Raw genomic sequence first — 12,823 nt, 5'->3', positions numbered from 1 at the left:
ACCGAGCACACCGCGGTGGCGGTCAGGCCGGCGCGCATTGCGCCGTCGGAAGCGGCGATGATGGACACGCCGACGGCGACGTGGCGCATGCCGTTGCGGTGCTCGAGCGAGCTGACCGCCGGCATGGCGGCCAGCGCCGGGTTCGCATCCCAGTCCAGGAGCTGGTTGATTTCCCTGGTCACGGTGGCGGCTTCCATGGCATCAGGCCTTCACGCCGAAGGGGTTGGGCACCGGCAGCTTGTTGCCGAGCATCTGGCCGCCGAGCAGGTCGCCGATGTTGTCCTGGTTCTGCGTGATGTGGTTGGCGCCGACCAGGATGTCGCGCATCTGGCGCTGCATCGGGTTGTTCAGCCACACGCCGCGGGTCGACGTCTTCTTGAAGATCATGTGCGCCGCTTCGAAGCATTCGCCGCCGGTGAACTGGTTGGTGGCGAAGTGGCGGATGCGCGCTTCGAGCGGTACCAGCTTGCCCTGGGAGGCGTAGCTCCAGGCCTCGTCGGTGTTCTGCAGCACGCGGGCGGACGCACCGAGGATCTTTGCGTGCGCTTCGCCGAGACGGCTCTTGATGAAGGGATCGTTGACGGCGGCGCCCACGGCCTGGTTGATGTTCTGGCGCGGCACCATGTGTTCGATGTACATGTCCACCATGCCGCGCGCCATGCCGACGATGACAGAGGAAACGGCGGCGTAGAACACGTAGAAGAAGGGCATCTTGTACAGGTTGTTCACCTTGCCGTGGGAGTCCTCGTCATAGGCACCGATCACATGGCTGCGGTACGAGGGCACGAACACTTCCTTGAGCACCAGCTTCTTGCTGCCGGTGCCGGCCAGGCCGACCACGTACCAGTCGTCGACGATCTCGAAATCCTTCTTCTGGATCCAGAACGAGCGGAACACCTGCTCGCCATTCTCGGCGACACGGCCGCCGACGAAGGCGCCGCCCTGCGCATGGTCGCAGCCGCTGGAGGTCAGCCATTCGCCGTTGAGCAGATAGCCGCCGTCGACCGCCTTGACGGTGCCGAAAGGCGCATAGGATGACGACACCAGCGCCGAATTGTCTTCACCCCACAGCTCGTCGCCGCAGCGCTGGTCGAGCAGGCCCACTTCAAAGGGATGCACGCCCAGCACCATCACATTCCATGCGCTGGAGGGACAGCCGCGCGCCAGTTCCATCAGTACCTTGTTGAGGACATTGGGATGCATTTCATAGCCGCCCCAGCGCTTCGGCTGCAGGATGCGGAAGAAGCCGGCTTCCTGGAAGGCCTGGATGGTTTCCGGCGGCACCATGCGCGCCTTTTCGCAGGCGTCGGCGCGCTCGCGCAACATCGGGATCATGTCCCGCGCGCGCTGGATGATTTCTTCCTCGGTGGGCAACAGGACGTCGCTGGTTTCGATCTTGCTCATGATGGAACTCCTGGATGGTTGAATGCGTTTCGTGACGTGATTTACAGCGTTTCGGCGCTCACCACGCCGTAGCCCGCGATCCATTCGTTGATGGGGCGGTAATAATCATTGCGCGCGGCATACGGGCCGGCGGCCGACAGCGCCGCGAAGGCGGCGACCCAGGTGCGGATTTCATGGGTCGAGCGGCCGGCGGTCTTCGAGATTTCCTGGATGTCGAACTGGTCGACCTTGTCCAGCCGGCCTTCGACCAGGGTGTTGATGAAGGCGCGGTCCCACTCGGGATTGAGCGGCGTGAGCGGGCAGTCCGGCGTGCCGAACACCTTGCCCGTGGCGATGGTGCGTGCCTGGCGCTGGGCGCGTGCTTCCGGCGTGGGGTTGCGGCCGGCGATCAGGAAATTGGCGACTTCCTGCGGCGCATCGGCGATCAGCGGCACGGGCGGCTCGTGCGACAGGCCGCCGGTGCCGAGGACCAGCACGCGCTTGTCGAGCCCGGCAATGAAACGCCCCACGGCCTCGCCCAGCTTGCGCACCCGGCGGTACGGGCCGAAGGGCGGCGCCACCGAATTGATGATGATGGGGATGACGGGATAGCGCGTCAGGCTGCCGGTCAGTTCCTCCAGCGTCTGCGTGCAGCCATGGTCTACCTGCAGGCGGTGCGAGAGGGCGATGTCGATGTCGCTGTCGAGGATGAAGCGGGTCATGTCCATCGCCAGTTCCTTCGGGATGGACAGGGGGCCGGGCAGGGTGTTGTAGTCGGCGACCGATTCGGCGGCGGTGGCAATCACGAACTGCGGCATCAGGTCGTAGAACAGGCCGTTGTAATGGTCGGGCGCGAAGACGACGATGAGTTCGGGATCGAAGGCTTCGACTTCGGCGCGCATCCGGGACAGCACATCATCGACTTCGCGGACGACGTCGGCGCCCGGATCGTTGAGGCCGCGCAACGGGGTGTGCGAGAGGCACTTCAGTTTGATGGTCATGCAAACTCCTTGAGCGTAACGGGTCCTCCCTTGCGGGATGGCTTTCCGGGTTGTCTGGGTGGTGCTAGGAGGATGGCGTTGCCGGGGCCGGGATCGCCGGCTTCCGGGTCAGGATGACTGTCGTCTCCGCCTGTTGTTTTTGTTGGAATGTGAAGCGATTGTAGGAAGCCGGAATGGCAATGAAAAATTTATCTTGGATCAGTGCACATTGTGCACAACGTTGATTTAAAATGACTTTTTCTTGATCGGGGAAGTGCCGTGCGACCGTCCACCGGAGCTGCCTACCGCCACATCCAGGGCCTCAGCCGAGGCCTCGCGATCCTGCATGCGCTCAACCGTTCGACCGGCGGCTGGGCCACGATTGCCGAGCTGAGCGAGAAGACCGGCCTGCACCGGACCACAGTGCGCCGCATGCTGGAAACCTTGCAGACCGAGGGATACGTCCGGCGCAGCCCATCGGATGACAGCTACCGGCTGAGCCAGAAGGTGCGCCAGCTGAGCGACGGCTTTACCGATGATGAATGGATTTCAGAGATCGCCAACCCGGTGCTCGGCGAGCTGCTGCAGAAGCTGGTCTGGCCTTCGGACCTGTGCACCCTTGACGGCGACTGCATGCTGGTGCGCGAGACTACCCACCGTTTCAGTCCCCTCTCCTTCCACCGCGCGATGATCCGGCAGCGCCTGCCGCTCATCCTCACTGCGGCGGGGCGCGCCTATCTCGCCTTCTGCGGGGAGGAGGAACGCAGGCAGCTGCTGCAGCTGCTGCTGGCAGGGAATGACGACCAGGCGGTGTTCGTGCGCAACCGTGTGCTGGTGAACAACCTGCTCGACAAGGTGCGCGCGCGCGGCTACGCGACCAACGAAGGCGAATGGAACCGTGAAAGCAAGGTGTCGGCGATTGCAGTGCCTGTGTTCCACGGCGGTCGCGTGCTGGCGACCATCAACGTGGTGTTCCTGAAGAAGGCGGTGAGCCTGTCTGAAGCGGGCGAGAAATTCCTGCCCGAGCTTCAGGCTGCCGCCCGCAAGATTGAAATGCTTCTCGAGGAGAAGCGCATCCAGTTGCCGTAGTCAGGTCTTCAACGGCTAGCCGAATACGAGCCTGGTCACCGGATAAACAACCTTGCCCTCCCTGTCGACCGCCAGCATGTCGCCGTTCTTGTCATAGACGACGTTGTATCCATCCGGCGTCATCAGGAAACTTCCGTCCTTGCCCACGGCCGCAGGCCTTCCGTCGAGGACAAGGAAGTTGCCGGCCTTGTCGGTCGCGACCGGCACCAACTCGTCGCCCATCTTGCCGTAGACGACCGTATTTCCCTCCGGTGTCTTGAGGAACTTGCCGTCCTCGCCGACCGCCAGGGAGTTGTTCTTGCCATCCGTGATTGCTTGTCCCGTCTTGTTGTCGATGGCGATTTTCTTGTTGCCGTTGGCCTTGTCGTAGACGACATTGTTGCCGTACTCCGTCTTTGCGTATCCGCCGTCGGGATTGAGTGCATACGGATTGCCGTTGCCATCGGAAAAAGGCATGCCGGATGGCGCATGGACGTAGACTAGATTGTTGTTGGCGTCGTACACGGCATCGTTGCCGTCGGGCGTCTTGATGACGTTGCCGTTGTCGTCGATCGCCAGTGGATGGCCCCAGGTATCGGTGACAATCTCCTGGGTCTTGGGATCGATCTTGAAGACCGGGCTGCCCGGCATCGATGTCTCCAGCATGCCCGTCTCCAGGTTCGTGAATATTTCGATGCTGCTGCCATTCTTGCCCGCGGCTTCCACTGGCTGCCCCTTGCTGTTGTAGACCGCGAGTGTGCCATTCGGCCCCGTCATGCGCTTTCCGTCTTCGCCGACCGCCAGCGGACGTCCTCCGGCATTCATGACCTTGCCATCGCTGCCGGCGGTGACCCTGAGTCCGGTGATCTTGTCGTAGACGGTGTCGGGCAGGTAGTTGCCGTTCTTGTCGAGCGCCAGCGAGTTGCCGGATTTGTCCGTGACGAACTTGCCGTCCCGACCCGCTGCAACCGTATTTCCTCTCGGGTCGTAGACGAGTGCGTTGCCATCGGATGCCACAAGGAATTTTCCATTCTCGCCAACGGCCAGGGGATTGCCCCTGGCATCGGTGACCATGCGCCCGGTATTCCGGTCGATCGCGACCCTCTTGCCCTTCTTGTCGTAAGCGGCATAGTTGCCGTCTTCGGTCTTGATGTCCCGGTTGTCATCGCCAATCGCATAAGGATCGCCGTTCGCTGTGCTGACAGGGATGCCGGTCTTCGGATCGGCGGCGACGGCATTGCCTTTCTTGTCGACTACGACGTCGTTGCCGTCCGGGGTGGTCCTGTACTTTCCATCCTTGCCGACAGCGTAGGGGTGGCCTTTCGCGTTCATCGCTGCCGGCTCGCCGGTCTTCGGACTGGCGGCGACGGCATTGCCTTTCCTGTCGAACACGACGTCGTTACCGTCTGCGGTCTTCATGTAGTTGGCGTCGGGTCCGACAGCGTAGGGATTGCCCTTGGCGTTGACGATCGGTTCGCCGCTCTTCGGACCGGCGGCGATGGTATGGCCATTCTTGTCGATGACGATGTCGTTGCCTTCCGGGGTCTTCATGTAATCGCCGTCCGGCCCGACGGCGTAAGGATGGCCCTTCGCGTTGGCCACCGGATCACCGGTCTTCGGATTGGCGGCAATGGCATTGCCTTTCTTGTCGACGACGACGTCATTGCTTTCCGGGGTCTTCATGGGCTTTGCGTCGGGTCCGATGACGTAGGGATCACCGCTCGGGTTGACCGCCGGATCGCCGGTTATCGGATCGGCGGCGACGGGATTGCCGTTCTTGTCGACGACGACGTCATCGCCGTCTGGCGTCTTCATGAACTTCGCGTCGGGTCCGACCGCATAGGGATTGCCCTTGGTGTTGACAACGGGATCGCCGGTTTTCGTATCGGCGGCGACGGTTTTGCCGTTCGTGTCGAGGATGACGTAACTGCCTTCCGGGGTCTTCATGTAGTCGGCATCCTGCCCGACGGCGTAGGGATAGCCCTTGACGTTGGCGATGGGTTCGCCGTTCTTCGGATCGGCGGCAATGGTATTGCCTCTCTGGTCGACGACGATGTCGTTGCCGTCCGGGGTCTTCATGTAGGCGGCGTCCGGTCCGACGGCGTAGGGTTCACCCTTGGCGTTGACGACCGGAGTGCCGTTCTTCGGATCGGCGGCGATGGCATTGCCTTTCTTGTCGAGGACGACGTCGTTGCCGTCCGCGGTCTTCAGGTAGTTGGCGTCCGGTCCGACGGCATAGGGCTGGCCCTTGACGTTGACGACCGGATTGCCGGTCTTCGGATCGACGGCAATGGCATTGCCTTTCTTGTCGAGGACGACATCGTTGCCGTCAGGGGTTTTCAAGTAGTTGGCGTTCTGTCCGACGGCGTAGGGCTGGCCCTTGACGTCGGCCACCGGATTGCCGGTCTTCGGATCGGCGGCGATGGTTTTTCCGTTCGTGTCGATGACAACGTCGTTGCCGTCCGGGGTCTTCATGTAGTTGGCGTCCGGTCCGACCGCGTAGGGATTGCCCCTGGCGTTGACGACCGGCTCTCCGGTCTTCGGATTGGCGGCGATGGCATTGCCTTTCGTGTCGTAGACGACATCGTTGCCGTCCGGAGTCTTCATGTAGTTGGCATCCGGCCCGACGGCGTAGGGGTTGCCCTTGGCGTTGACGACCGGTTCTCCGGTCTTCGGATCGGCGGCGACGGCCTTGCTGTTCTTGTCGTAGACGACATTGCTGCCGTCCGGCGTCTTGACCGGATTGCCGAGCGGATCACGTACTGCACTTCCTGGCTGGGCGGCTGGTACAGGAGGTGTCTTGCCGTCCGGTGCGGGCGGGGTACTTGCGGGCGCGCCGGCATTGGCGGGATCGGTCACCAGATTCTTGCGCGTGGCGCCGCCAGGGACAACAACCGCGGGAATGCCGGATTGCGGCGTTGGGGACTTGCCGACGGATGTGGCGGGCAAGTCGCCGAAGCTGTTCTTGACCGCAGCCCTGGTGTCCTTTGGAGACTGTTTGGCGGCCGAGTTTTCCGCCGGACTTTTCGGCGCACTCTCGGGAATCTTGCTGTCCGCTGCTGCAGGCGGCTGTTTCGCCTTGTTGTCGGTATTTGTGACGGCCATGCGGTTCCTCGCACTAAGGATTGCGCACGGGACCATGTCCGGCCACTCTTGAAACAGGTGGTGATGAGTGTGCGCTGTGTGGAGGGTGCGTTGAACTTGATTGAGGATTCATTGCACCGTGCGTCCATTTAGGTCAGCCGATGCACGAACTCAATATGGCGGATGCGCTTATCGCGCGTCCTCTTTAAAGGGGGGAACCAGGGAGGGGAACAGCAGGGCAGGCTCGACGCCTGCCCTCATTTCAGAGAAAACGGTCGAGCAGCTTGCGGCTGCCCTTGTCGAGCGCCGTCAGATCGCGGATCAGGTACTGCACGCCGTGGCTGTCGGCCACCAGCAGCGCGGAACCCGCGATGCGCCGGATGTCTTCCTCGCCCTTCAGCACGAAGCTGGTCAGGCCGCGATCCGTCTCGACTTCCCAGGTGCTGGGCACGGCAAAGGTGGACACGCTGCGGATGCGGCCGATCACCGGCAGGAATTCGCGGCTCTTGAGTTCTTCCTGCAGCAGCGCGCGCGCATCGGCGGGAAGGTCTTCGAGGCGGTTGATCCAGGCGAGCTCATGGCCATCGATGTCGACGATGGCGATGCCGGTATCCGGCGCGCCGATGGGGAAGGCGCGCACAGGCACCACGCCTTCATGCTTGCCCTGCGCATCCTCGAACACCAGCTTGCCGAACGTATTGCGGCTCAGTGTGAAACGGCTCATGCCGCATTCTCCTCGACGTCCGCCAGCGCTTCATTTTCTGCCTGGCGCAGTTGTGCCTGGTACAGGCGGAAATAGTGGCCGCCGCGCGCGAGCAATTCCTCGTGCTGGCCGACTTCGACGATCTGGCCCTTGTCCAGCACCACCAGGCGGTCGGCCTGGCGCAGTGTCGACAGGCGGTGCGCGATCGCGATCGTGGTGCGGCCGCGTACCAGGTTGTCGAGCGCTTTCTGGATTTCCTTTTCGGTGGTGGTGTCGACCGACGACGTTGCTTCGTCGAGGATCAGCAGCTGCGGATCGATCAGCAGCGCGCGCGCAATCGAGATGCGCTGGCGCTCGCCGCCGGACAGTGTTTGCCCGCGTTCGCCGACCAGCGAGTCGTAACCGTGCGGCAGGCGCAGGATGAATTCGTGCGCGTTGGCGGCGCGGGCGGCGGCCATGATTTCCTCGCGCGTCGCGTCCGGCTTGCCGTAGGCGATGTTGTCGGCGATGGTGCCGAAGAACAGGAAGGGCTCCTGCAGCACCAGGCCGATATGGCGGCGGAACTCGGCGACCGGCAGCGAGCGGATGTCGACGCCGTCGACCAGGATCGCGCCTTCGGACACGTCGTAGAAACGGCAGATCAGGTTGACCAGCGTGCTCTTGCCGGAGCCGCTGTGGCCGACCAGGCCGATCATCTCGCCCGGCTTGATCGCCAGGTCGACGCCGCGCAGCACCGCGCGGTTGCCATAGCGGAAACCGACCTGGCGCAGGTCGATGCGGCCTTCCAGCTTTTGCAGGTGCACCGGGTTCTGCGATTCCGGCACGCTCGACACGTGGTCGAGGATGTCGAAGATGCGCTTGGCGCCGGCGGCGGCCTTTTGCGTGACCGACACGATGCGGCTCATCGAGTCGAGGCGGGTATAGAAGCGGCCGATGTAGGCGAGGAAGGCGGTCAGCACGCCGACCGTGATGTCGCCGCGCGACACCTGCCAGATGCCCACGCCCCACACCACCAGCAGGCCGACTTCGGTGAGGAAGGTGACGGTCGGCGAGAACAGCGACCACACCTTGTTGACGCGGTCGTTGATCTGCAGGTTGTGCTTGTTGGCTTCGCGGAAACGGGCGGCTTCGCGCTTTTCCTGCGCAAAGGCCTTCACCACGCGGATACCGGGGATGGTATCGGCCAGCACGTTGGTCACTTCGCCCCACACGCGGTCGATCTTTTCGAAGCCGTGGCGCAGGCGGTCGCGCACGACGTGGATCATCCACGCAATGAAGGGCAGCGGCAGCAGCGTCACCAGCGCCAGCCAGGGGTTGATCGATACCAGGATGACCGCGGTCATCGCGATCATCAGCACGTCGGTCGCGAAGTCGAGCAGGTGCAGCGACAGGAACACGCAGATGCGGTCCGTCTCTGAGCCGATGCGCGCCATCAGGTCGCCGGTGCGCCGTCCGCCGAAGTATTCGAGCGACAGGCGCAGCAGGTGCTCATAGGTGGAGGTGCGCAGGTCGGCGCCGATGCGTTCGGACACCAGCGCGAGGATGTAGGTGCGTGCCCAGCCCAGGATCCACGCCACCAGCGCGGCGCCGAACAGGCCGCCGAGGTACATCGCGACCAGGCTGGTGTCGATCTGCTTGCCGTTCTGGTAAGGGATCAGGATGTCGTCCATCAGCGGCATCGACAGGTAGGGCGGCACCAGCGTCGCGGCGGTCGAGGCCAGCGTCAGCAGGAAGCCGGCGATCAGCTGGCCCTGGTAGGGCTTTGCGAAACGCCACAGCCGGAACAGCGTCCAGGTGGACGGCGGGGTGTGCGTTTCGCGGGTGCAGATCGGGCATTCTTCCTGGTCGGGCGGCAGCGGCGCCTTGCAGCTTGGGCAAGTGAACTGTTCCGGCTCGGGGACAGGGCGGCCGGCGAGGAAGGCGTCGCGCTGTTCCTCGAAATGCTTGATCAGGCGCAATGCTTCCGGGTTGCGGCCAAGGGTATAACGCCAGTTCGCCAATCGCGCAGTGTTGTCCAGCAGGTCCAGCGTGCCGACGCCGGCATGGTCGTGGTGGCTGAGCACGAGGCCTGCGCGGTAGGTCCATTCCTGCCAGCTGCCGTCCGCTGTTCGCGCAAGCAGGCGGCGTTCGGTGGCCACCACGATGCCGGACGCGAAGCGCAGCGCGGCGTCGAGGTCCAGTTCGACGCTGGCAATGGCAGTCTCGCCTGCCTGCAGCCGGGACTGCACTTCCTGCTGCCAGTGCGCGGGCACGGCTTGCCGCTGCGGCAACAGATTCTGGGATTCAGTATTCATCGAGGCTCGGAAAGGGCAAACAAGGGTGCCGAAACGTCATGATTCGGCTTCGAAACGTTTGCAAATTGTAAATAACAAGGGGTGGGAGCGTGCTAAATGTGGCGCTAAGTATACCGAGAGGCGATAATCTTGTTTCCTGGACGTTGCGTCCGGACGATAAAATTTTTCGCTTCAAGTAAACTTCCGCGCCTGAAAAGCGTTAATCCGGAACAGGCCAGCATAATCGACGTTCAAATCCACAAGGCCTTGACCCCATTGTCCCTAGTATTAAATGAACAACAAAACCATTGAGATCATCAATGTGATGTCTCTGCGCGGTCCGAACATCTGGACTTATCGTCCGGCCCTCGAGGCCTGGGTTGACATTGGCGACCTCGAAGACTCCCCCTCCAACACCATCCCCGGCTTCTACGAACGCCTGACCGCCATGCTTCCCGGCCTGGCCGAGCACCATTGCGGCGTCGGCGAGCGCGGCGGCTTCCTGGAGCGCCTGCGCGAAGGCACCTGGCCCGCGCACATCATGGAACACGTGATGATCGAGTTGCAGAACCTGGCGGGCGTGCAGACCGGGTTCGGCAAGGCGCGCGAGGTGAAGGGCAAGCGCGGCCTCTACAAGCTGGTGGTGCGGGCGCGGTACGAGGAAGTCAGCCGCAAGGCGCTTGTCGCGGCGCGCGATATCGTGATGGCGGCCATCGAGGACAAGCCCTACGACGTCGAGGCGATGGTCACCGAGCTGACGGATTTCGCCGAACGCACCGGCCTCGGCCCCAGCACCTACAACATCGTCGACGCCGCCACCGACCGCCGCATCCCGGCCCTGCGCCTGAACGACGGCAACCTGGTGCAGCTTGGCTTCGGCGCCCGTTCGCGCCGCATCTGGACCGCGGAAACCGACCAGACCAGCGCGATCTCCGAAAGCATTTCCCGCGACAAGGACCTGACCAAGCGCCTGCTGCAATCCTGCGGCGTGCCGATCCCGGAAGGCCGCGTCGTGACCAGCCCGGATGACGCCTGGGACGCCGCGCAGGACATCGGCCTGCCGGTCGTGGTCAAGCCTTCCGACGCCAACCACGGCCGCGGCGTGTCGATGGACCTCAACACGCAGCAGGATATCGAAGCCGCCTTCAAGCTGGCCGACGAGGAAGGCAGCGACGTGATGGTCGAGCGCTTCGTGCGCGGCGACGAGCACCGCCTGCTGGTCGTCGGCGGCAAGCTGGTGGCCGCCACCAAGGGCGAGATCGCCGCCGTCACCGGCGACGGCAAGTCCACCGTCACCGAACTCATCGAATCGCAGATCAACACCGATCCGCGCCGCGGCGACCACGAGGATTTCCCGCTCAGCCGCATCACCTATGAAGAAGACCCGACCATCCTGCTGATCCTGGAGCGCCAGGGCTTCGGTCCGGATTCCGTGCCGCCGCAGGGCAAGACCGTGCTGATCCAGAGCCGCGGCAACCTCGCCTTTGATTGCACCGACGACGTCCATCCCGACGTCGCCGCCGCCGCCTCGCTGGCCGCGCGCATCGTCGGCCTCGATATCGCCGGCGTCGACATCGTGGCGCAGGACATTTCCCGTCCGCTCGAGGAGCAGGGCGGCGCCATCGTCGAAGTCAATGCCGGTCCCGGCCTGCTGATGCACCTGAAACCCGCCGTCGGCAAGCCGCGCCCGGTGGGCCAGGCGATCGTCGACCACCTGTTCCCCCAGAAGGACGACAACGGCCGCATTCCCATCGTCGGTATCACCGGCAGCCGCGGCAAGACCATGGTGGCGCGCCTGGCCGCGCGCATGATCAAGCTGCACGGCCCCTATGTCGGCACCGCCTGCAGCGACGGCATCTTCCTGCGCCAGCGCCGCATGGACGCCAATGACAGCGCCAACTGGGCGGCCGCGCATCGCATCCTGATGAACCGCTCGGTGGAAGCCGCGGTGTTCGAGAACGGCTACCGCGCGATCGCGTCCGAAGGCCTGGCCTATGACCGCTGCCTGGTCGGCGTCGTGACCAACATCGGCAATGACGACAACCTCGCCGATCTGCATTTCCCCGATGCGGATGCACTGGCGACGATCGCCCGCACCCAGGTCGACATCGTGCTGCCGGAAGGCGCCGCCGTCCTCAACGCCGCCGACCACCGCGTCGCCGAGCTGGCCGACCTGTGCGACGGCAGCGTGATTTTCTTCGCGCTGTCGCCCGATACGGAAGCGCTCGCAAAGCACCGCGAACAGGGCGGCCGCGCGCTGTTCGTGCGCGACGGCAGCATCGTACTCGCCGAAGGCAAGCTGGAAGCGCCGCTGGTCGACACCGCGACGCTGGCGATCCAGGACCTCGACAAGCTGCCCTGGGTGGTCGAGAACATCCTCGCCGCCGCGGGCGCCGCCTGGGCGGTGGGCGTCGGTACGGACGTGATCCGCGCCGCGATCGAAACCTTCGACTACGGAATCGGCAAGAAGACGGCCTGAGCCGCCTGATCCCCGACGATGATCGAGAAGAACGCCGCCTGGAATCAGGCGGCCAGTTGCAAGCGCGGCGGCAACCAGCCTGCCGCGCACACAAGGAACCTCTGATGGAAATTTCGCGTATCCGCGCCCTGCGCGGCCCCAACCTGTGGAGTCGACACACGTCGATCGAAGCCATCGTGTCGTGCAGCGAAGCCGAGCGCGACATCACCGCCATGCCCGATTTCGAGCCGCGGCTGCGCACGCGTTTCCCCGAGATCAAATTCCTCGAGCCGGCCATCGGCCAGCCGTTCTCGCTGGCGCATGCGCTGGAATCGGCGGCGCTCTGCCTGCAGGCACAGGCCGGCTGCCCGGTAACCTTCAGCCGCTCTGTCGCGACCGTCGAGACCGGCACCTACCAGGTGGTGGTCGAATACACCGAAGAGGACGTCGGCCGCCGTGCGTTCGACCTCGCCGAAAAGCTGATCGCCAGCGCGGTCGACAACACCCCCTTCGACCTCGATGCCGCGCTTAAGGAATTGCGCGACCTCGATGAAGACATCCGCCTCGGGCCCAGCACCGGTTCCATCGTGTACGCCGGCGTCGCGCGCGGCATTCCCTACCGCCGCCTGACCGAAGGCAGCATGGTGCAGTTCGGCTGGGGCCATCGCCAGCGCCGCATCCAGGCGGCCGAAACCGGCGAGACCAGCGCCATCGCCGAATCCATCGCGCAGGACAAGGAACTCACCAAGATGCTGCTGCACGCAGCAGGCGTGCCGGTTCCCAACGGCCGCGCGGTCGAAGACGCCGAAGACGCATGGAAGGCCGCGCAGGAAATCGGCGCCCCGGTCGTGGTCAAGCCGCGCGACGGCAACCA

The 12,823-nt window shown here is 64.0% G+C and carries 9 protein-coding genes; 3 read left to right on the top strand and 6 right to left on the bottom strand.

Annotated features, from left to right (window positions below; translation table 11 throughout):
- The 3 genes from AYR66_RS28800 to AYR66_RS06580 form a co-directional block, all read right to left on the bottom strand.
- On the bottom strand, positions 1-197 hold a 197-nt coding region (locus AYR66_RS28800; protein WP_420093091.1), incomplete at its 3' end, for a PNPOx family protein.
- A gap of 4 nt (positions 198-201) precedes the next feature.
- Positions 202-1,404 carry an acyl-CoA dehydrogenase family protein gene (locus tag AYR66_RS06585; RefSeq protein ID WP_088706857.1) on the bottom strand — a complete coding sequence of 401 codons (1,203 nt, stop codon included), beginning with the start codon at positions 1,402-1,404 and terminating at the stop codon, positions 202-204.
- Positions 1,405-1,445: 41 nt separating this feature from the next.
- Positions 1,446-2,384, bottom strand: coding sequence for a 3-carboxyethylcatechol 2,3-dioxygenase (locus AYR66_RS06580; RefSeq protein ID WP_088706856.1), 939 nt, complete (start codon positions 2,382-2,384; stop codon positions 1,446-1,448).
- Positions 2,385-2,642: 258 nt separating this feature from the next.
- On the opposite strand from AYR66_RS06580, the gene AYR66_RS06575 reads away from it, so the two are divergent.
- Positions 2,643-3,452, top strand: a complete 810-nt coding sequence (locus AYR66_RS06575) for a DNA-binding transcriptional regulator (RefSeq protein WP_088706855.1) — start codon at positions 2,643-2,645, stop codon at positions 3,450-3,452.
- 15 nt (positions 3,453-3,467) lie between these two features.
- Here AYR66_RS06575 and AYR66_RS06570 read toward each other — a convergent pair whose 3' ends face one another.
- The 3 genes from AYR66_RS06570 to AYR66_RS06560 all read right to left on the bottom strand — a co-directional run bounded on the left by AYR66_RS06570 (position 3,468) and on the right by AYR66_RS06560 (position 9,512).
- Positions 3,468-6,536, bottom strand: a complete 3,069-nt coding sequence (locus AYR66_RS06570) for a PQQ-binding-like beta-propeller repeat protein (RefSeq protein ID WP_088706854.1) — start codon at positions 6,534-6,536, stop codon at positions 3,468-3,470.
- A 241-nt stretch (positions 6,537-6,777) separates the two neighbouring features.
- Positions 6,778-7,239, bottom strand: coding sequence for a cyanophycin metabolism-associated DUF1854 family protein (locus tag AYR66_RS06565; RefSeq protein WP_088706853.1), 462 nt, complete (start codon positions 7,237-7,239; stop codon positions 6,778-6,780).
- Positions 7,236-9,512 (bottom strand): cyanophycin metabolism-associated ABC transporter, encoded by a 2,277-nt coding sequence (locus AYR66_RS06560; protein ID WP_088706852.1) that lies wholly within the window; start codon positions 9,510-9,512, stop codon positions 7,236-7,238. The genes AYR66_RS06565 and AYR66_RS06560 overlap by 4 nt, the downstream gene beginning before the upstream one ends.
- Positions 9,513-9,783: 271 nt before the next feature.
- Here AYR66_RS06560 and AYR66_RS06555 point away from each other — a divergent pair, with 271 nt between their 5' ends.
- Together AYR66_RS06555 and AYR66_RS06550 are read left to right on the top strand one after the other, a co-directional pair.
- Entirely contained in the window at positions 9,784-11,970 is a 2,187-nt protein-coding gene (locus AYR66_RS06555; protein ID WP_088706851.1) for a cyanophycin synthetase, read from the top strand.
- A gap of 104 nt (positions 11,971-12,074) precedes the next feature.
- A partial coding sequence (locus AYR66_RS06550; RefSeq protein ID WP_420093090.1) for a cyanophycin synthetase family protein occupies positions 12,075-12,823 on the top strand: 749 nt, incomplete at its 3' end.

Origin of the sequence: Noviherbaspirillum denitrificans, from assembly GCF_002211445.1 — a bacterium.
Taxonomy (GTDB): Bacteria; Pseudomonadota; Gammaproteobacteria; order Burkholderiales; family Burkholderiaceae_D; genus Noviherbaspirillum; species Noviherbaspirillum denitrificans.
This window is presented reverse-complemented; position numbering and strand designations above follow the sequence as displayed.